Source organism: Prescottella defluvii (assembly GCF_000738775.1).
Taxonomy (GTDB): domain Bacteria; phylum Actinomycetota; class Actinomycetes; order Mycobacteriales; family Mycobacteriaceae; genus Prescottella; species Prescottella defluvii.
Genome location: NZ_JPOC01000007.1, coordinates 63458 through 81989 on the forward strand (window position 1 = coordinate 63458; position 18532 = coordinate 81989).

The following is an 18532-nucleotide window of genomic DNA, read 5'->3' on the forward strand; positions in this document are numbered from 1 at the left end:
GGCGCCTTCCACGATCAGGCAGGCAGATTCGCGGTGGCCCATGCCGTGATCTCGCGCAAGGCGGGCAGAAGCGCCTGGCCGGCCGGCGTCAGGCTGTAGGTGACGGCAATCGGGGGACCGTCGTCGACCACCCGCCTGACCAGTCCGGCCTTGCCCAGCGCTCCGAGTCGCTCGGAGAGCACCGAGTCGCTGATGCCGGCGACCGCACGACGCAACTCGGAGAATCCGGCCGGGCCGGACAGCAGGGTCGCGAGAATGACCCCGTTCCAACGCTTCCCGAGAAACTCGAAGGCGCGCGCGAGGGCAGCGTCACACGCCCTCGGCTCCTGCTCCTCGATTGCCATGCTCTCGACCATAGCAACGAGTGCTACTTTCGATGTAGCCACTAGCAAAATAGAAGCTGCAAAGAAGAAGGAAGTGCCATGACCGAGCTCGCAGAGGGTCTGACCCACACGCTGAACACCCTCGACGAGGCCGGGCGCGCCGCCCTGTTCACCGAGGCGCGCACCGCGAACACCTTCGCCCCCACCCCCGTCTCCGACGCCGAACTCGCCGAGATCTGGGAACTCGCGAAGTGGGCGCCGACTGCCGCCAACACCCAGCCACTGCGGGTGCTCTTCATCCGCACCGACGAGGGCCGCGCGCGGCTCGTCGAGCACATGTCCGACGGCAACAAGTCCAAGGTCGCGACGGCGCCCGCGGTCGCCGTCCTCGCGGTGGACACCCGTTTCCACCAACACATTCCGACGGTGTTCCCGATCCGCCCCGAGATGGCCGACTTCTACGAGGCCAACGAGGAGGCGCGCACCGGCACCGGGTCGTTCAACTCGGCGCTGCAGGCGGGCTACTTCATCCTCGCGGTCCGCGCGCTCGGCCTCGCTGCCGGCCCGATGGCCGGCTTCGACGCCGCCGGAATCGACGGCGAGTTCTTCGCCGACGGACGGTGGAAGTCGATCCTCGTGATCAACATCGGCCACCCCGGCGAGAACCCGTGGTTCGACCGGCTGCCCCGACTCGACCCGGCAGAGACCCTGCACTGGGCCTGAACCTCGTCGACGCCGCGCACCCCGCCCGCACAGGAGACTCACATCGTCGCCCCAGGGGGCACTCGAGGTCGAGGCATCTACTGGAACGTGCAGCACCGACCGGTGAGGTTCGAGATCACGACATGGCCCAGGCCACGGAAGGATCGAAGAAGATGAGCACAATCCCGAAGAGGTCACGACGCGTCCTGATGCGGGTGGCGGCGGCAGGAGTTCTCGTGTCCGTTCCCGCGATCATCGTGGTGGCGCCGGCGCTGGCCGACCCACTGCCGCAGTCGAGTCCGGTGGAGCACAACTGGCAGCAGGACCAGGGGCAGGGCCAGGACAACCACCACGGCGAGCACCGGCGTCACGATGAGCACGATCGGCAATGGCAGGACCGGCCCGAACAGTACAACCAGTGGCAGCAGGGACAGGGCGGACAGAACCAGGGCCTGTTCGGCGGCGGCAATCCGCTGGGTAGCCTCGGCGGACTGGGAGGTTTCGGCAGCTAGCGGTCCGATCAGTCGGCGATGCTCCGCAACAGATCGTTGAGGTGGGTGCAGGTGTCGACTCCGCGGAACTCCCGCCGGACCCGGGACTCCACCTCGGCGAGTGTCATGCCGACGAGGTGACCGGCGCTCGGGACCGCGCCGGGGCAGTCGAACCACGGCAGCACGTGCGGCGTCGCGACGGCGTCCCGGACGATGCCGGTCCCGGCGTCCGCAACCACCTCGAGCCGGTATTCGTGGATGACGGTCTCGACTCCGTCGGGGCGACCGTAGGTGTCGCGGAACATCGCGTCGATGTGCAGGACGCCGCCGACGCGCCAGCGGTCGATCCGCCGGCGTCGACGCATGGAATGCGGCGCGAGGGGGCCCGGTAGCCACCCGAATGCGTCGTCGAGGCGCGGGGCGACCGGGCCGTCCGCGACGGGGCTGCGTCCACGCATCCGGATCGTGCCGATGAGGACTCCCCGATCGGCGTAGCCGGCACACTGGTCACCGACCGGAACGTATCCGGTTCCCGCAGTGGCGTTCTGCGTATCCAGTTCGTTGGCCGCGGACACCGCGTGCCCGGAGATGAGGGTGCCCAACGGCACGTCGTCGAGCAGCGCCGCCAGTGGTGTTCCCCGGCGGGCGGCACCACTCGCGGCGATCGCACCGAGGCGCCCACGGAAGCCACCGATGGCGGACTCGCCGACCAGGCCCACAAGTTCCGGCGATGCGGGCACGGTCTCGAGGGCCGTCAGGACTCGGTTCCGGTGGTAGTCCACGGTCGCTCGGAGACTCGCGGTTTCACGAACCGACGGCACCCGCTCGCCGTCCACCTCGAAATCTCGAGCCTGCCCGGACAGTTCGAGTGCGCCACCGATTCCGTTCGGCCGGTCCAGGTCCAGACAGGTGACGCGCCGACAGGACATCGGCCGTGCCGCCGGGACATCCGCCCGTGGTCCACGCACCGAACCGTGCAACGCGGGGTCCGGTCCACACTCAGTCATGGCGTCGACGGTGCCGCCGATCCCGGCCACCGTCAAGGCGATCTCTCGCCCCGCGGGAATCGGCTGATCCGCGACGCCGCGGGTCCCCGCCCTGCTTCAATCAGGTATGGGCCCGCGCGCGGGACGGTCGGTCGGCTCCAGGGCGACACTCGTCCTGGCGACGCTGTCGGCCGGCCAGTTCCTGATGACGCTCGACAGCTCGGTCATGAACGTGTCGATGGCGATGGTCGCGTCGGATCTCGGGACGACGATCACCGGCATCCAGACGGCCATCACGCTGTACACGCTCGTGATGGCGACCCTGATGATCACCGGCGGCAAGATCGGGAGCATCGTGGGGCGCCGGCGGGCGTTCGCGATCGGGCTCGTCGTCTACGGGGCGGGATCGCTGACCACCGCGCTCGCCCCCAATCTCACGGTCCTGCTGATCGGCTGGTCGCTCCTCGAGGGTGTGGGAGCGGCGCTCATCATGCCCGCCATCGTGGCACTGGTCGCGTCCAACTTCCCACCCGAGAAACGCTCGAGCGCTTACGGATTGGTCGCCGCTTCCGGTGCGGTCGCGGTCGCCGCGGGTCCGTTGATCGGCGGCGCCGTCACCACCTTCGCGTCGTGGCGGTACGTCTTCGCCGGCGAGGTGGTCCTGGTGCTGCTGATCCTGCCGGTTCTCCGCCGGATCGACGACGCACCACCGGCGCGGGTGCGCCTCGACATCGTCGGGTCGCTGCTGTCGGTGCTCGGCCTGGGACTCGTCGTGTTCGGTGTGCTGCGGTCCGGTGAATGGGGCTGGCTGCGCAGTCGGGCCGGCGGACCCGAGATGTTCGGCCTGTCCCCCGTGTGCTGGCTCGTCCTGTCCGGACTCCTGGTGGTCTACGCCTTCATGCGGTGGGAGGCCCGCCTGACCCGGCTCGGCCGGGAACCGTTGCTCGACACCCGCCTGCTCGGCAACCGGCAACTGTCCGGCGGCCTGACGATGTTCTTCGCGCAGTTCATGGTCCAGGCCGGGGTCTTCTTCGCGGTGCCGCTGTTCCTGTCCGTCGTCCTCGAACTGAGTGCGTTGCAGACCGGGGTCCGTCTGCTTCCGCTGTCGATCGCGCTGCTGCTGGCCGCGGTCGGAATACCGCGGGTGTGGCCGCACGCGTCGCCGCGGCGTGTCGTCCGGATCGGGCTGGGCGCCATGATCGTCGGGATCGTCGTCCTGGCCGCCGGCATGGACCCCGGCGCCAACGCCGGCATCGTCGCCGTTCCGATGCTCCTCATGGGCCTGGGCCTGGGGGCGCTGGCGTCGCAACTGGGTGCGGTCACCGTGTCGGCCGTGCCCGATTCGCGCAGCGCCGAGGTGGGCGGACTGCAGAACACCGCGACCAACCTCGGTGCGTCACTCGGCACCGCGCTCATCGGGTCGGTCCTGATCGCGACCCTCAGCGCGTCGATCGTCGCCGGAATCCAGAACGACCCCCGGGTGCCCGACTCGGTGCAGCAGCAGGCCGAGACCGATCTCGCGAGCGGCGTGCCCTTCCTCAGTGACGCCCAACTCGAGCCCGCTCTGCGCGACGCCGGGGTCGACCCGGAGGTGGCGGACGCGGTGGTCGAGGCCAACGCCGGCGCCCGACTCGCGGCCCTGCAGAGCGCGCTCGCGGTGGCGGCTCTGCTGGCCGTCGCCGCCCTGTTCGGCACCGGCCGTATCCCAACCAGACCGGTCGGGGCCGGCGAGGACGACGGGGCCGACGAGGCCGACGAGGCCGCCGTGTGAGGGCGGTCAGGTCCGGCGGATGTGCGGGGCCGGCACCCCCACCAGGAGTCGGCGCGCGGCGTTCCAGGCCCGCAACACGATAGCGGCGACCGCCTCGGTGTCCGGTCCGAGCACTCGGATCCAGGCACCGCAGTCCTCCGGGAGGATGCTGACGCCGGCGCGAGCTTCCTCCGACGCACCGTCGATCGCCCCGTCCAGGACGTCGGCGAGTGCTGTCGCCGAGGCGAGGGGGCTGATCACGTACAGCGAGCCCATTACGTCGTGGCTGCCGAACACGGCCGGACCGGTCACGCCGCTGCCGGACGGGTGCAGCCGGATCGTGTCGACGGCGAGCAGGCCGCCGTCGGGCCGGGCAATCTCGAGATCCGACGCGAGCACGTCGTAGGCGTGCCGTTCCCCGCGCGCCAGACGGCCTGCCAGCACCGTCTCCCCGATGATCACGGTGGCGGTGGGATCGACGGTGACTTCCGTCCGCTGGTGCAGGCGCGCGCCGCCGAACGGGATCAGCGGTTCGGGCAGGTACTCGACGAACGCCTTCTCCCCGGCCCGCAGCCGGACGGACTGCGTGGCGTAGTCCGTGTCCATGCGCTGCACTTTCGTCGACGCCTGCGTCGTGAGGTGCACCGAAGTGCCGGGACCGCAATCGAAGTCGAACCGCAGCCGGTCGCCCTGAACCAGCCCGCCACCTGTCGACATCAGGTACACGACGGGCAGGTCGGGACGCTCGGGATCGACGTACAGCGGACGCATGATCTGCAACGGCGGCTGCTGCCGGTGATGTGTGAGCTCGGTCCGGCCACCGATGACCGCGAATCCCAGTTCCAGGATCCCGTTCTTGCCCGGACTGCCTACCGGCAGCGTCTCCGGGGTGCCCGCGTAGGCGGCCACCACACCGGGCACGTCGGGCGTGCTCATGCCGGTTTCCTGAACGTGTCGAGGAAGTCCGCGATCTGTTCGAGCCCCTGTCCGGTGAGACAGTTCGTCAACTGCACCGGGCGTCCGTCGCGGACACGGTAGGCATCGGACTCCATCACGGACACATCGGCCCGCACGTACTGCGCGATGTCGATCTTGTTGATCACCAACAGATCCGACTCGGTGATGCCCGGGCCACGCTTGCGTGGCATCTTCTCGCCCTCGGCGGTGTCGAGGACGAACAGGAACAGATCCACCAGCACCGGACTGAAGGTCAGCGTGAGGTTGTCACCACCCGACTCGTACAGCAGCGTGTCGACGTCGGGGAACTGGTCGAGCAGTTCGGCACCGGCGGCCAGGTTCATCGTCGGGTCGTCACGGACCGCGGTGTGCGGACACGCGCCGGTCTCCACACCGACAACCTTTGCGGGGTCCAGGATTCCGTCGAGTGTGCGCCGGACGTGCTGAGCGTCCTCCTGGGTGTAGATGTCGTTGGTGATCACCGCGGGGCTGTACCCGCGCGCGGTCAGGACGGGGACCAGCGCCTCGATCAGCGCGGTCTTGCCGGAACCCACCGGCCCGCCGATTCCGACCCGGAGAACCCGGGACGTCTCGGAGGACTCGGCAAAATCGGAAAGCTCGGAAAGCTCGGAAAGCTCGGAAACCTCGGTCATGTCATCTCCTTCTCCGGTGTCAGCTGACGAACAGGCGGGCCTCGGCCCGCTCGTGTCGAGCCGACATCACATCGGCGACGGGTGTGCACCCGCCGATATCGTCGAGATTGCGGTGCAGCGCAGTCTCGGTGACCTCCTCGATCACCGGTGCGGCATCGGCCAGGATGCGTTGCGCCCGCAGGTGATCGGTGAGCCGCAGGCGCAGCGCCGCCCCGACCAGGCTGGACGAGAACGCGAACAGGTCGCCGGCCACGGCCTGCGCCACCTCGACTCCGCACGCCGCCGCCACGACCCCGGTCACGACGGGCTGCGTCCCCGGCGTGCGCTGGGCCCGCACCTCCACCGCGAAATCGTCGATGTCGCTGCGGCCGAACGTCTGCCGCGACACCGACAGCATCTGGTGTCCGGTGCGGGTGCATGCCCGCCGCAGCTCCCGATTGAGCTTGGTGGCGTACAGCCGCCGGTCCACCCGGCGCAGTTGCTCGGGGTCGCGTTCGCGGACAGCGGCGTGCGCCAACGCCACCGCGGTCGCGTCCGACGGCCCCACCGAGTTCCGGAGCAGATCGACCAGCAGGTCCGGCAGGGTCTCGGGGGTCACGGACTTCGATTGCGCGTAGCCCTCGAGTCCGTGCGAGAGCGTGTAGAAGCCCGCAGGGAACGCGGAGTCGGTGAGCTGCAGGGTCACCAGCAGTGCGGCCACATCGGTCATGTCCGGCTCACACGATGTAGAACAGCTGGGTGAGCGGAAGGCGCTGCGCCGGAGCGATCGTCGCGGTCTTACCGTCGGCGCGGACGTGATAGGTGTCCGGGTCGACGGTGATCTCGGGCGTCGCGGTGTTGCGGACCATGTCCTGCTTGCCGATCGTGCGGCAGCCCCGCACCGCCACCACCGGAGACTGCAATCCGAGCTGCTCCGGGACACCGGCATCCAGTGCCGCCTGCGAGACGAACGTGAGCCGTGTGGAGCGCATCGCCGCCCCCAGCGCCCCGTACATCGGCCGGTAGCGGACCGGCTGCGGCGTCGAGATCGAGCCGTTGGGATCGCCCATCAGCGACCAGCAGATCAGCCCGCCCTTGACGATCAGACTCGGCTTGGCACCGAACGAATGGACGGGCCACAGCACGATGTCCGCGAGCTTCCCGGGCTCGAGCGAACCGACATGATCGGCGACACCCGCCGCGAGCGCGGGGTTGATCGTCGTCTTCGCCACGTAGCGCAGAATGCGTTCGTTGTCGTTGCGGGACGTGCCGTCGGCCGCGGTGTCCTCGGGCAGCGGGCCCCGCTGGTCCTTGCAGTGGTGCGCCGTCTGGATGGCCCGCGTCCAGGTCTCCCCGACCCGGCCCATCGCCTGCGAGTCGGACGAGAAGATGGAGATGACGCCGTCGTCGTGCAGCACCGTCTCGGCCGCGATGGTCTCGGCCCGCACCCGCGAGTCGGCGAACGACACGTCCTCCGGGATGTCGTGCCGCAGGTGGTGACACACCATCACCATGTCGAGCAGTTCGTCCACCGAGTTGATCGTGTACGGCAGCGTCGGATTGGTCGACGCCGGAAGCACGTTCGACTCCCCCGCGACCCGCAGGATGTCCGGTGCGTGCCCGCCGCCGGCGCCCTCGGTGTGGAACGTGTGGATGGTCCGGCCGTCGATCGCGGCGAGGGTGTCCTCGTAGAATCCGGACTCGTTGAGGGTGTCGGCGTGGATCGCGACCTGGACATCCATGTCGTCGGCCACACGCAGTGCCGCATCGATCGTGGCGGGTGTCGCGCCCCAGTCCTCGTGAATCTTGATCCCACACAACCCCGCCGCGATCTGCTCCGCCATCGCCGCGGGCAGCGAAGTCGCCTTGCCCAGCAGCCCGACGTTGACCGGCAGTTCCTCGACGGCCTGCAGCATCCGGCCGATGTGCCACGGCCCCGGCGTGCACGTGGTGCCCTTGCTGCCGTCGGAGGGCCCGGTGCCGCCGCCGATCATCGTGGTGACGCCGTTGCTGAGGGCCTCCTCCACCTGTTGCGGCGCCAGGAAGTGCACATGGGTGTCGACGGCGCCCGCCGTCGCGATCAGGTGCTCGCCCGAGATCACCTCGGTGCCGGGTCCGATCACCAGATCCGGGTCCACCCCGTCCTGCGTGCGCGGATTGCCGGCCTTGCCGACGCCGACGATCCGGCCGCCGCGGACGCCGAGGTCGCCCTTGACGACACCCAGGATCGCGTCGAGCACCACGACGTTGGTGATCACCAGGTCCAGTGCACCGGACGCCGCCGTCGCGGCGGGGTCCTGCGCCATGCCGTCACGGATGGCCTTGCCGCCGCCGTACACGGCCTCGTCCCCGAAGGCACCCGTGTTGCAGTCCCGTTCGACCTCGACGACCAGGTTGGTGTCGGCGAGCGTGAAGCGATCGCCGGTCGACGGCCCGAACAGGTCCACATAGGTCCGGCGGGGCAGCACAGCAGGCCGGGGCTCCGCACGGTCCCGGACGGCGCCCGATTCGTCGGCGCCGGAGAGGAATCCGCGCTCGCGCGCCCGCTGGAAGACCCGCTCCCGGGTCCCCGGACCGTCGAGTGCGACGACGTCGTCACCGCCTCCGTCCACCAGGCCGGCGAAGCCCGCCAGTTCGCGGGTGCCACCGAAGTCGCACAGCGTCACGGTGCGGGTGTCACCGGGCTCGAACCGCACCGCCGTGCCCGACGCGATGTCGAGGTGCATGCCGTAGGTCGCGGCCCGGTCGAATCGCAGGGCCCGGTTCACCTCGAAGAAGTGGTAGTGCGAGCCGACCTGCACCGCGCGGTCACCGACGTTCGACACCGTGACCACGACTCGCCGCCGACCGGCGTTGAGGGGTACCGGCTCGTGGGCGTAGAGGTACTTCGCTCCCTCCGTCATGACGGTGTCTCGTCCTTTCCGGCGGGTTCACCCCGTCGCTGCAGTGCTGAATGAAGAAGTCGGCTCTCGGCACAAGCCGGGAGCCGCGGTGTGCGGTGTCGTCGAGAAGGTCAGTGCCCGTGGCCGTGGCCGTGGCCGTGCCCGTGGCCCTCACCGGGACCGTGGCTGTGGGCGAAGCCCTGCCCGTGGTCGGCCTCGAGCCCGTCGTCGATCCCGTCGTGTCCGTGATCGAGCAGGTGCAGGGCATCGGACACCCGGGCCGCGACCACCCCGCGCAGCGCCGCGTCACCGAGCAGTGGGCCGCCGTCGACGACCCCCTCCCCCGGCGGGGGCGGAGCCGACCCCAGCCACGCCGGGAGGACGGTGATCTCGCGGGCGCCCAGTCGACGACACCGGTCGATTCCCGCATCGAGGTCCGGATCACCGCCGAGCAGCGCCACCTCCACCAGACCGGAAGGTCCGAATTGTCGCACCAGCCGGGCGATTCGGAAGAGTTCGGCATCCTCGAACGGGCTTCCCGTAGGCGCCGTCACCAGTAGTGCGTCGGAGGCCGCGGCCACCGCACGCCCCCGCAACCACCCGACCAGATGGTCGGTTGCACCCAGCGGCCGAGCAAGGGAAACCGGCGTCGAATTCGATTCCCTGCGTGCCCAACTCAACGCACGGGCGGCGTCCGCAACCAGGCCGGGATCGCGACCGAGGGTCATCGGAACAACGCAGAGCGGCGCGGAGGACGTGGCCCGCACGGCCGCGATTGCCTCCGCCAGGGCGCGCCCACCTGCGACGACGGTCCAACCGGGGTCGATCCGACGCAGGTACGCGGCGTCGGGGCACTCGTGCCCGCACACCAGGATCACGTTCGCGGCAATCATCGGCTCATCCGCCGATCGGGTCGTGGCACGACACCAGCTTGGTGCCGTCGACGAACGTGGCCTCCACCTGCACGAGTTGGGCCATGTCCCGCACGCCGGGCATCACGTCGTCGCCGGTCAGCACCTGTCGGCCCACCTGCATGCACTCCGCGACGGTACGGCCGTCGCGCGCACCCTCGACGATCGCCTCGCTGATCAGCGCGACCGCCTCGCCGTAGTTGAGCTTCAGACCTCGATCACGGCGACGGCGCGCCAGATCGGCCACGACGTGGATGTAGAGCTTGTCCATCTCGCGGGGACTGAGGTTCATGCGGGCACTGTCCGTTCTCATCCACTGGGGATGCCTTGTCGATGGGTGCCGCGAACCAGGGGAGCGAGCGAGACGATCGGTCGCGAGCGCATGCAGCGGCTTCGGTTCCTGGAATCTGGCGGCGCCCAACATCTTACAGATTCTCGTCGAGCTATCAAACGCGCCCCTCCATCGGGAACTGCCACTGTGAGGGGGGTGACCGTCACCGCGTCGACGTCGGAATGTGGCCGGACCGAGTCGAATTCGACGATCCGACTTGCGCCCGGCTGCTACCTTCTCATCTGAACAGCCCCACATATGTCGGCTCCGTTCCCCCTCGCCCAGACCCACACCCGGGGATGATCATGAAACTTGTTCCAGCTCTTTCCGTTTTCTCGATTGCGACGATTGCCCTGGTCGGCTGCTCGACGCCAGCGGCGTCCGGCGATCGTGGCGGAACCGCGCTGGTGCTCGCCGACGGCTACGAGCTGGGCAACTACAACCCCGTCGCCGGCTTCGGAGAGGCGGGTGAGGCCAAGGTGTACGACGGCCTGGTCCGGCTGACCGGCGGCCAGGACACCGGCATCCCGGTGCTCGAGCCCGCGCTGGCGGCGGAGATGCCGGTCCCCGACGCCGACGCGACGGTGTGGACCGTCAAGGTCCGCGAGGGCGTCCGGTTCACCGACGGCACCGCGTTCGGCCCCGAGGACGTCGTCGCGACCTATCGCGCGATCCTCGATCCCGCATCGGCATCACCGCTGGCCACGTCGTACGACATGCTCGAGTCGGTGGAGGCCACCGGCCCGGACACCGTCGAGTTCCGGCTCGCCTACCCGTACGCGCCGTGGCCGACCAAACTGCTGCTCGGCATCGCCCCGGCCGAACGCCTCACCGGCGGGCCGGCCGAACAGTCGCCGCTCAACAGCGCACCGGTGGGCACCGGCCCCTACAAGCTGGTGTCGCTGCGCGCCGACCAGGCGGTCTACGAGGCCAACGAGGACTACTGGGACGGCGCGCCGCAGGTGAAGAAACTCACCGTGGTCTACGTGCCGGACGACAACGCCCGCGCCCAGCGGATGGCGTCCGGCGAACTCGACGGCGCGAACATCCCGCCGCTCCTGGCGAACACGTTCGAAGGTCGCGACGGATACGAGGTGGTCGCCAACACCTCCGCGGACTGGCGCGGCGTGACACTGCCCGCCGACAACCCGGTCACCGCGGACCCGGCGATGCGGATGGCGCTCAACCTGGCGGTGGATCGCGGCGCGATGGTGACGAACATCCTCGGCGGCCACGGCCGGGCGGCGTCGACCCCGGTGCCCGAGGTGTACGGCGATTCGTACGAGGCGACGGCCGTCTTCCCGTTCGACCGGGCCCGTGCCGAGCAGATGCTGACCGACGCGGGCTGGGTGCCCGGCCCGGACGGGGTGCGCAGCAAGGACGGCGTCCGCGCCGAGTTCGACGTCATGTACTTCCCGCAGGACACGCTGCGCCGGGACCTGTCGCAGGCCTTCGCCTCCGACGCGTCGAAGATCGGGGTGCGGGTGAACGTCGAGGCCGTGGACCGCGGGGTGTTCCCGGACCAGCTCACGGCCAAGGCCGGGCTGCTCGGCGGCGGCGACCTGCCCTACGACCCGGACACCCAGCTGTACTCGACGCTGCACTCGTCGTACGCGCAGCCCGGCGTCGGCAGCGGCTACGACAACGCCTCCGACTACGTGAACCCGCAGATCGACCGCGCGCTCGACGACGCCCGCCGCAGCATCGACCCGGCCGCGCGCGCCGCCGACTACCGCGCGGTGCAGAACGCGTACGTCGCCGACCCCGGCTACGTGATGCTGGTGTTCCTCGACCACACGTACGTGCTGCGGGGCAGCGACTGGACCGGGTCGACACCGATCCTCGAGCCGCACAGTCACGGCGTCAACTGGGGTCCGTGGTGGAATCTGCGGGACTGGACCCGTCCGTGACGACGACGTCCGCACCCCCGGAGGCCGCGACCGCCGCACCGCGGCGCAGCCTCCACGCCCGACGCCGCGAGGTCGCCCGAATGGCGCTGCGCCGGGCCGCCTTCGCGATCCCGCTGCTGATCGTGGTGTCGGCGGCGCTGTTCGCGCTGGCGTCGCGCTCGCCGTTCGATCCCCTCGCCGGCTACCTCGGCGACCGCTACGTGACCACCAGCGACGCCGACCGGGCCCGGCTTGCCGCCGAACTGGGCCTGCACGACCCGTGGTGGACGACGTACGGGCACTGGGTGAGTGGGCTGCTGTCCGGTGATCTCGGGGTCTCCCGCAGCTTCGGGCAGCCGGTCGCGGCCGTGATCGGTGAACGGCTGCCGTGGACGCTGCTACTCACGTGCCTGGGTCTGGGCCTGGCGATCGTGGTGTCGTTCGTGCTCGGCGTGTGGTCCGGCGCGCGACCGGGCGGTCTGCTGGACCGGGTGGTGGCGCCGCTCGCCTCGGTCGTGCAGGCCACCCCGCCGTTCGTGCTGTCCCTCGGTGCGGTCGCGGTGTTCGCGCTGTCGCTGGGGTGGCTGCCCGTCGCGGGCCTCACCGACGCCGGGAGCGATCCGACGTTCGGTCAGGTGGCCGAGCACCTCGTGCTGCCGGTGACCGTGCTCGCGGTCTCTCAGGTGCCGTGGCTGGCGCTGTCGGTGCGGCAGTCGGTGCGGGACGCGATCGGCTCGGACGCCGTCCGCGGGGCCCGCGCCCGCGGCATCCCGGAACGGACGATCCTGCTGCGGCACGTCGTCCCGGTGGCGCTCGGACCGTTCGTGACCGTGATCGGCCTGCGGCTGCCGGAGATCATCGTCGGCGCGGCGATCGTCGAGGAGGTGTTCTCATGGCCCGGGATCGCCGGGGCCGTGGTCACGTCCGCGCGCGAACTCGACTTCCCGCTGCTCGCCGCGCTCACCGTCGGCACGACGCTGATCGTGCTGATCGGATCGCTGCTCGCCGACGTCGCGCTGACACTGCTCGATCCGCGGGTGAGCACCGATGGGTAGGCTCGCACGTCTCGACCGTCGGCTGCTGGTCTCTGCGGTCGTGCTGACCGCGATCGTCGCGTACGCCGTTCTGGTGCCGTGGTTCGCGGGCATCGATAACCGGCTCACCGACTTCGCCGACGCGCGCCTGGCACCGAGCGCCGAACACTGGTTCGGCACCGACAATGCGGGACGCGACCTGTTCGTCCGGGTGGCGGCCGGGCTGCGGATCTCGCTGTTCATCGCCGCGGTGTGCGCGATCGTCTCCACGGTCCTGGGCACCGGGATCGGCGTGGCCGCAGCAACTTTCGGAGGATGGTTCGACCGGATCGTCATGCGTGTGGTCGACGGCGTCAACGCCCTCCCCCACCTGCTGCTGGGCATCGTCATCGTGGCGCTGTTCCGGGGCAACATCCCGGCGATCATCGCGTCGATCGCCCTGACCCACTGGACGCAGGTCGCGCGCATCGCACGTTCCGAGGTCCTCGGCGTGCGCGGCCGCGAGTACGTCGACGCCGCCCACCTCGCGGGCGCCGGACGATGGCACGTGATGCGACACCACCTGGCCCCGGCCGCCGCCGGACAGGCCCTCATCGCGGTGGTACTGCTGCTGCCGCACGCCATCTGGCACGAGACGACGCTGTCGTTCCTCGGCCTCGGTCTGCCCCCACACCAGCCGTCGTTGGGAACGCTTCTGCAGGAAGCGCGTTCGACGATGCTCCTCGGCGGATGGTGGACACTCGCATTCCCGTCACTGTTGCTGGTGGCGGCGACACTCGCGGTCGCCGGCATCGGGGCGTCCCTGCGTGACCGGATCAGCCCCCCGATCCTGGAAAGGGCACCTCGATGACCGCCGCGCTCACCGTGGACGCGCTCACCGTCCGGATCCCGGTCGGCACCGGAGTCGTGCACGCCGCCACCGACGTGAGCCTGACACTCGAGACCGGCGGCACCCACGCCGTCGTCGGCGAATCCGGTTGCGGCAAATCGATAGTCGCGTCCGCGATCTGCGGGCTGCTGCCACCCCACGCGCGCGTGTCCGGATCCGTCCGGCTGACGTCCGACGGCGGGGACGACGTCGAGATCGTGGGCGCTCGCGAACGGGTCCTGCGCACCGTCCGGGGACGCCGGATCGCCCTCGTCCCGCAATCCGCCGCCACCTACCTGACGCCGGTCCGCACCATCGGTGCACAACTCGACGAGACCCTACGACACCTCGAGAGCCGTTACGGCGGCAGCGAACTCCTCGACCGCGTCGGACTCGACGCGCGCTGCCGCAACCTGTACCCCCACGAGCTGTCCGGCGGGATGGCGCAGCGGGCGGCGATCGCGTTCGCGTTGGCGGGCGACCCGGAGGTGATCGTCGCGGACGAACCGACGTCCAGCCTCGACCCCGACCTCACCGAGCGGATCCTGACCCTCCTGGGGGGCTGCGCGGCGTCCGGTGCCGCGGTCCTGCTCATCACCCACGACATCGCCGCGGTTGCCGGGCACGCCGACACCGTGTCGGTGATGTACGCCGGCCGGATCCTCGAATCCGGTCCGGCCACAGAGGTACTCGACGATCCGTGGCACGACTACACGAAGGACCTGATGGCGGCACTGCCCCACAACGGACTGCGTCCCATGCCGGGGTCCCCACCGGAACTGACCGACCTGCCCGACGACTGCGTCTACCACCTGCGACGCCCGGACACCGCCTTCTCGGGCGGCCGAACCCACCTGGTGCGGACCGGCGACCGCACCGTCCGCACCCGGATCGGAGGAACCGAGTGAGCCTGACCGCCGAAGCAATCCGCGCCGGACACGACCGCGGCGCTCCCGTCCTCGACGGCGCCGGGATCGAGATTCCGCGCGGCCGGACCATCGGACTGACCGGGCCGTCCGGTGCCGGAAAGACGACCCTCGCCAGAGTGTGCGCGCTGCTGCACCAACCGTGGTCCGGACAGGTCCACATCGACGGGGTGGCCGTCGGCCGCCGCGCCGACGCGCCACCCGAGACCCGGCGGGCGATTGCGATGCTGTTCCAGTCCCCGCGCCAGTCGACGTCGCCGCGGTTGACGCTCGAGCGGATCGTCGCGGAACCGCTTGCGCTGTCGCGGGTTCCGCGGGTCGAACGCGCGGGCATCGTGCGCGCCGCGGCCGCGCGAGTGGGGCTCACGCCGGACCTGCTGACCCGTCGCCCACACCAGGTGAGCGACGGACAGCTGCAACGAGCCTGTCTCGCAAGAGCTCTGGTGCAGCGACCGCGCTATCTGATCTGCGACGAGATGACCGCAATGCTCGACCCTGCAACCACCGCTGCCCTTGTCGCGGTGCTGCGCGAGGAGACGCGGACCGGGCTGGGCGTACTCGCCGTCAGCCACGACCACGCACTGCTCGAGGTGTGGGCCGACGACGTCGTCGAACTGCCCCTCACCGGCGCCGCGCGCACTCCGTGACCGTCACCCCGGACCGGAACGTGCGGGTGTCGACTCCGACCGGCTCACCACACCACTCATGCCCGAGATCTCGACGGACGAGATCGTCGACTCACTGCTCGCCGGGCTTCTGCCCTGATCGGCGAACCCACCTGCGGAACAGTCAGTTCCGCAGCATCGACCCCGTCTCGTTGAACCGCTCGTGGAACGACAGTGCCTCGCCCAGCAGGTGCGGGGTGTGGCCGGCCGACGGGTAGGCCTCCGCGCGGTCGACGTAGTCGAGCAGCATCGCCCGGTAATCGGGGTGCGCACACTTCTCGATGACGACGCGGGACCGCTTGCGGGGCGACAACCCCCGCAGGTCGGCCAGGCCCTGCTCGGTGACGAGCACCTGGACGTCGTGCTCGGTGTGGTCGACGTGCGGGACCATCGGCACGATCGACGAGATCGTGCCGCCCTTCGCGGTGGACGGGCTCATGAACATCGACAGGTAGCCGTTGCGGGCGAAATCGCCCGAGCCGCCGATACCGTTCATGATCTTGGTGCCCATGACGTGCGTGGAGTTCACGTTGCCGTAGATGTCGGCCTCGAGCATCCCGTTCATCGCGATGATGCCGAGGCGCCGGACGACCTCCGGGTGGTTGCTGATCTCCTGCGGCCGCAACACGATGTGCTTGCGGTAGAAGTCGATGTTCGACATCAGCTCGTCGATGCCCGCCTCCGACAACGCCAACGACGTCGCCGACGCGTACCGCACCGTGCCGTGCTTGATGAGGTGCAGCATCCCGTCCTGGATCACCTCGGAGAAGCAGGTGAGCCCCTTGTGCGGGCCGGCATCCAGCCCCTGCAGCACCGCGTTGGCGACGTTGCCGATACCGGACTGCAGCGGCAGCAGACCATCCGCGGGCAAGCGTCCCTTCGACACCTCGTACTCGAAGAAGTCGAGCACGTGCGCCGCGATGGCCTGGCTGACGTCGTCGGGCGGGGTCAGCGGGCTCGCGCTGTCGCGGGCGTGCGTCTCGACGACCGCGACCACCTTGTTGGGATCCACGCGCAGCGTCGGCTGGCCGATGCGGTCCTCGACCGAGGTGAGCTGAATCGGCTTGCGGTACGGCGGCAGCGCGGTGCCGTAGTAGACGTCGTGGATGCCCTCCATCGCCTCCGGCACCCACGAGTTCACCTCGAGAATGACCTTGTCGGCGACGTCGAGCCAGGTCTTGTTGTTGCCGATCGACGCGGACGGGATGAGCTCACCGGACTCGGTGATCCCGGCGACCTCGACGACCGCGACGTCGACGTTGCCGTAATAGCCCTCCCACACCTGCTGCGCGACGTGCGAGAGGTGGATGTCGACGTAGTCCATCCGGCCGGAGTTGATGTTGCGGCGCGCGGTCGGCTCGGACTGGTACGGCATCCGCAGTGAGATGCCGTCGACCTCGGCGAGGAGACGCTCGGTGCCCGCGGACACCGAGGCTCCGGTCAGGAGGTTGATGGTGAAGTTCGACCCCGCGCCACGAACCGCGTGGATGCGGTCCGCGAGCGCGGGGATGATCGCCTTGGGCGTTCCGGCGCTGGCGAATCCACTGATCGCCACCGTGTCGTGGGGGTGGATGAACTCGACGGCCTCCGCGGCGGAGGTCACCTTGTTTCGGAACACCGAATTGCGGATCCGGGTCGGGTTCGACAGGAAGCCGGCTTCATCCATGCGCGAGGTCACAGTGACAAGGCTAACTCTCGACATCCCGATGAACGTCCCGCTTCGAACAATCGAAATGCCCCTGACGTGCAGGTTTCGCTTCGCTATGCGCATGTCGATCGGTGACGCGCCCGAAACCTGCGACGAGCGCGCCCATCGCAGCGACGAACAGCGTTCACCGGTTCAGCCGAACACCCAATTCGCGTGAACCATGTATGCCGCGGTGCCGCCGACGATACTGAGCAGCGCATGACGGCGCCACAGATGCAGACCCACCGTCGCGGCCAGCGCGACGGCCGCCGGTAGCGACGACGACGGCACCACCGAGACGTTCCGCAGCGTGTACACCGCGAGGATGAGCATGATGCCCACCGGCATGTGCACGCCGAGGTAGTGGACCAGTGCCGACGAGCGCAACGGTGCCATGATCGCGAACGGCACGGCGCGCAGCGCGAAGGTGACCCCCATGATCACCGCGAGCGCGGTCAGGATGTACGAGACGTCAGGCATCGGCAGGGTCATTCCCGTCCTTCCCGCGCCGCCGCAGCAGCAGGAAACGGACCAGCAGCGCCGCCACGAACAGCGTCATCGCGACCATCAGCATCTGCTCGCGCGCTACGACCAGGGCCACCAGCGCACTCAGCAACGCGAGGATCGGGGTGGGGATGTCCCGGCGGGCACGGAACGCATCGAGCGCCAGCACGACGAACAGTGCGGTGAGTGCGAAGTCCAGGCCGACGAGCTGCACCGGGATCGCCCCGCCGACGACGGCGCCGACGACACCGCCGAGCACCCAGTACAACTGGCAGAACACCTGGATGAAGAGGATGCGGCGGCCGCTCAGTGTGTCGGGGTCCTTACCCGCGGTCACCGCGTACGCCTCATCGGTGAGCGCGTACATGCTGTAGAGCTTCGCGACGCGTCCACGCACCCGGTACAGCGGGAACGACAGCCCGTAGAACGCGTGACGGAAATTGACCAGGAAGGTCGTCATCGCCACCGACGCGAGCGGCGTGACCGCCAGCACCAGTCCGATCGCGAGGAATTCGAGCGAGCCCGCGTAGATCATGAGCGAGAAGATCGGCGCCCACCACCAGTGGAACCCGGACTGGACCAGCAGCAGACCGAACGCCAGACCCAGCGGGAACAACCCGAAGCCGACGGAGACGGTGTCACGGGCCGCGGCGCGAACGTCGAATCGACGCGACTCCGAGGGGGAGGTGTCGAGGCCGGGGACGCACTGCCCGGGAAACGCGCTGGTCACGCGGAAATGATAGGTCGGCCATCGACCCACCCCCGAAACTCGGGGTCCGAGCCACCCGAGCCGAGGAGATCACTGTCACGTTTTGCCGACGCGAGCCGCGGATCGGCCGGCAGATCGATCTTGCTCGTGCGACAGCGCCGCCTCCCCCGACACGCACCTGTGTCACAGTGACGTAATTTACGCGCCTGAGCCGACCGGGACGCCCCCTCACCTCGACATACGCCGATGCGATCGACCAGACTTCCCGGTCCGATGACGACGGAG

The 18532-nt window shown here is 69.6% G+C and carries 19 protein-coding genes; 8 read left to right on the plus strand and 11 right to left on the minus strand.

What is annotated here, in order from left to right; all coding sequences use genetic code 11:
• Positions 1–14: 14 nt before the first annotated feature.
• The gene (locus tag IJ15_RS0102445) at positions 15–344 is read right to left on the minus strand and encodes a winged helix-turn-helix transcriptional regulator (protein ID WP_031936755.1); all 330 of its coding nucleotides are present in this window, start codon (positions 342–344) and stop codon (positions 15–17) included.
• A gap of 78 nt (positions 345–422) precedes the next feature.
• Between IJ15_RS0102445 and IJ15_RS0102450 the strand changes: the two genes are divergently transcribed.
• Together IJ15_RS0102450 and IJ15_RS0102455 are read left to right on the plus strand one after the other, a co-directional pair.
• Positions 423–1046: a malonic semialdehyde reductase gene (locus IJ15_RS0102450; RefSeq protein WP_031936756.1), complete on the plus strand. Its 624-nt coding sequence runs from the start codon at positions 423–425 to the stop codon at positions 1044–1046.
• Positions 1047–1198: 152 nt separating this feature from the next.
• A complete protein-coding gene (locus IJ15_RS0102455) occupies positions 1199–1537 on the plus strand; it encodes a hypothetical protein (RefSeq protein ID WP_156111993.1) in 339 nt (112 codons plus the stop codon).
• An 8-nt stretch (positions 1538–1545) separates the two neighbouring features.
• Here the strand turns inward: IJ15_RS0102455 and IJ15_RS0102460 are convergent, their stop codons facing one another.
• The gene (locus IJ15_RS0102460; RefSeq protein WP_031936758.1) at positions 1546–2523 is read right to left on the minus strand and encodes a DUF2889 domain-containing protein; all 978 of its coding nucleotides are present in this window, start codon (positions 2521–2523) and stop codon (positions 1546–1548) included.
• A gap of 106 nt (positions 2524–2629) precedes the next feature.
• On the opposite strand from IJ15_RS0102460, the gene IJ15_RS0102465 reads away from it, so the two are divergent.
• Complete coding sequence (locus IJ15_RS0102465) at positions 2630–4273, plus strand: MFS transporter (RefSeq protein ID WP_031936759.1); 1644 nt, start codon at positions 2630–2632, stop codon at positions 4271–4273.
• A 6-nt stretch (positions 4274–4279) separates the two neighbouring features.
• Here IJ15_RS0102465 and IJ15_RS0102470 read toward each other — a convergent pair whose 3' ends face one another.
• From IJ15_RS0102470 to IJ15_RS0102495, 6 genes are all read right to left on the minus strand, one after another.
• Complete coding sequence (locus IJ15_RS0102470; RefSeq protein ID WP_031936760.1) at positions 4280–5188, minus strand: urease accessory protein UreD; 909 nt, start codon at positions 5186–5188, stop codon at positions 4280–4282.
• Positions 5185–5862, minus strand: a complete 678-nt coding sequence (ureG, locus tag IJ15_RS0102475; RefSeq protein WP_231569393.1) for an urease accessory protein UreG — start codon at positions 5860–5862, stop codon at positions 5185–5187. Before ureG ends, IJ15_RS0102470 begins: the two co-directional genes overlap by 4 nt.
• A gap of 19 nt (positions 5863–5881) precedes the next feature.
• Entirely contained in the window at positions 5882–6571 is a 690-nt protein-coding gene (locus IJ15_RS0102480) for an urease accessory protein UreF (protein ID WP_031936762.1), read from the minus strand.
• Positions 6572–6578: 7 nt separating this feature from the next.
• Positions 6579–8744, minus strand: coding sequence for an urease subunit alpha (gene ureC, locus IJ15_RS0102485; protein ID WP_081880541.1), 2166 nt, complete (start codon positions 8742–8744; stop codon positions 6579–6581).
• 110 nt (positions 8745–8854) lie between these two features.
• Positions 8855–9616 carry a sirohydrochlorin chelatase gene (locus tag IJ15_RS0102490; RefSeq protein WP_031936764.1) on the minus strand — a complete coding sequence of 254 codons (762 nt, stop codon included), beginning with the start codon at positions 9614–9616 and terminating at the stop codon, positions 8855–8857.
• A gap of 4 nt (positions 9617–9620) precedes the next feature.
• Positions 9621–9926 carry an urease subunit gamma gene (locus tag IJ15_RS0102495; protein WP_031936765.1) on the minus strand — a complete coding sequence of 102 codons (306 nt, stop codon included), beginning with the start codon at positions 9924–9926 and terminating at the stop codon, positions 9621–9623.
• Positions 9927–10270: 344 nt separating this feature from the next.
• On the opposite strand from IJ15_RS0102495, the gene IJ15_RS0102500 reads away from it, so the two are divergent.
• The 5 genes from IJ15_RS0102500 to IJ15_RS0102520 all read left to right on the plus strand — a co-directional run bounded on the left by IJ15_RS0102500 (position 10271) and on the right by IJ15_RS0102520 (position 15329).
• The gene (locus IJ15_RS0102500) at positions 10271–11875 is read left to right on the plus strand and encodes an ABC transporter substrate-binding protein (RefSeq protein ID WP_031936766.1); all 1605 of its coding nucleotides are present in this window, start codon (positions 10271–10273) and stop codon (positions 11873–11875) included.
• 80 nt (positions 11876–11955) lie between these two features.
• Positions 11956–12909, plus strand: a complete 954-nt coding sequence (locus IJ15_RS0102505) for an ABC transporter permease (RefSeq protein WP_197059723.1) — start codon at positions 11956–11958, stop codon at positions 12907–12909.
• Complete coding sequence (locus tag IJ15_RS0102510) at positions 12902–13738, plus strand: ABC transporter permease (protein WP_031936767.1); 837 nt, start codon at positions 12902–12904, stop codon at positions 13736–13738. The genes IJ15_RS0102505 and IJ15_RS0102510 overlap by 8 nt, the downstream gene beginning before the upstream one ends.
• Positions 13735–14664: an ABC transporter ATP-binding protein gene (locus IJ15_RS0102515; RefSeq protein WP_031936768.1), complete on the plus strand. Its 930-nt coding sequence runs from the start codon at positions 13735–13737 to the stop codon at positions 14662–14664. Before IJ15_RS0102510 ends, IJ15_RS0102515 begins: the two co-directional genes overlap by 4 nt.
• Positions 14661–15329, plus strand: a complete 669-nt coding sequence (locus IJ15_RS0102520) for an ABC transporter ATP-binding protein (RefSeq protein WP_031936769.1) — start codon at positions 14661–14663, stop codon at positions 15327–15329. Before IJ15_RS0102515 ends, IJ15_RS0102520 begins: the two co-directional genes overlap by 4 nt.
• Positions 15330–15471: 142 nt before the next feature.
• Here IJ15_RS0102520 and IJ15_RS0102525 read toward each other — a convergent pair whose 3' ends face one another.
• The 3 genes from IJ15_RS0102525 to IJ15_RS0102535 form a co-directional block, all read right to left on the minus strand.
• The gene (locus IJ15_RS0102525; protein WP_051918451.1) at positions 15472–17013 is read right to left on the minus strand and encodes an acetyl-CoA hydrolase/transferase family protein; all 1542 of its coding nucleotides are present in this window, start codon (positions 17011–17013) and stop codon (positions 15472–15474) included.
• A 174-nt stretch (positions 17014–17187) separates the two neighbouring features.
• Positions 17188–17514 carry a branched-chain amino acid transporter permease gene (locus IJ15_RS0102530; RefSeq protein ID WP_031936771.1) on the minus strand — a complete coding sequence of 109 codons (327 nt, stop codon included), beginning with the start codon at positions 17512–17514 and terminating at the stop codon, positions 17188–17190.
• The gene (locus IJ15_RS0102535) at positions 17507–18268 is read right to left on the minus strand and encodes an AzlC family ABC transporter permease (RefSeq protein ID WP_031936772.1); all 762 of its coding nucleotides are present in this window, start codon (positions 18266–18268) and stop codon (positions 17507–17509) included. The genes IJ15_RS0102530 and IJ15_RS0102535 overlap by 8 nt, the downstream gene beginning before the upstream one ends.
• Positions 18269–18532: the final 264 nt, after the last annotated feature.

What these genes read in the sequence shown, in the direction of transcription:
- IJ15_RS0102445 (WP_031936755.1), bottom strand. Translation starts at nt 344, where the DNA reads ATGGCAATCGAGGAGCAGGAGCCGAGGGCGTGTGACGCTGCCCTCGCG.
- IJ15_RS0102450 (WP_031936756.1), top strand. Translation starts at nt 423, where the DNA reads ATGACCGAGCTCGCAGAGGGTCTGACCCACACGCTGAACACCCTCGAC.
- IJ15_RS0102455 (WP_156111993.1), top strand. Translation starts at nt 1,199, where the DNA reads ATGAGCACAATCCCGAAGAGGTCACGACGCGTCCTGATGCGGGTGGCG.
- IJ15_RS0102460 (WP_031936758.1), bottom strand. Translation starts at nt 2,523, where the DNA reads ATGACTGAGTGTGGACCGGACCCCGCGTTGCACGGTTCGGTGCGTGGA.
- IJ15_RS0102465 (WP_031936759.1), top strand. Translation starts at nt 2,630, where the DNA reads ATGGGCCCGCGCGCGGGACGGTCGGTCGGCTCCAGGGCGACACTCGTC.
- IJ15_RS0102470 (WP_031936760.1), bottom strand. Translation starts at nt 5,188, where the DNA reads ATGAGCACGCCCGACGTGCCCGGTGTGGTGGCCGCCTACGCGGGCACC.
- ureG (WP_231569393.1), bottom strand. Translation starts at nt 5,862, where the DNA reads ATGACCGAGGTTTCCGAGCTTTCCGAGCTTTCCGAGCTTTCCGATTTT.
- IJ15_RS0102480 (WP_031936762.1), bottom strand. Translation starts at nt 6,571, where the DNA reads ATGACCGATGTGGCCGCACTGCTGGTGACCCTGCAGCTCACCGACTCC.
- ureC (WP_081880541.1), bottom strand. Translation starts at nt 8,744, where the DNA reads ATGACGGAGGGAGCGAAGTACCTCTACGCCCACGAGCCGGTACCCCTC.
- IJ15_RS0102490 (WP_031936764.1), bottom strand. Translation starts at nt 9,616, where the DNA reads ATGATTGCCGCGAACGTGATCCTGGTGTGCGGGCACGAGTGCCCCGAC.
- IJ15_RS0102495 (WP_031936765.1), bottom strand. Translation starts at nt 9,926, where the DNA reads ATGAACCTCAGTCCCCGCGAGATGGACAAGCTCTACATCCACGTCGTG.
- IJ15_RS0102500 (WP_031936766.1), top strand. Translation starts at nt 10,271, where the DNA reads ATGAAACTTGTTCCAGCTCTTTCCGTTTTCTCGATTGCGACGATTGCC.
- IJ15_RS0102505 (WP_197059723.1), top strand. Translation starts at nt 11,956, where the DNA reads ATGGCGCTGCGCCGGGCCGCCTTCGCGATCCCGCTGCTGATCGTGGTG.
- IJ15_RS0102510 (WP_031936767.1), top strand. Translation starts at nt 12,902, where the DNA reads ATGGGTAGGCTCGCACGTCTCGACCGTCGGCTGCTGGTCTCTGCGGTC.
- IJ15_RS0102515 (WP_031936768.1), top strand. Translation starts at nt 13,735, where the DNA reads ATGACCGCCGCGCTCACCGTGGACGCGCTCACCGTCCGGATCCCGGTC.
- IJ15_RS0102525 (WP_051918451.1), bottom strand. Translation starts at nt 17,013, where the DNA reads ATGGATGAAGCCGGCTTCCTGTCGAACCCGACCCGGATCCGCAATTCG.
- IJ15_RS0102530 (WP_031936771.1), bottom strand. Translation starts at nt 17,514, where the DNA reads ATGCCTGACGTCTCGTACATCCTGACCGCGCTCGCGGTGATCATGGGG.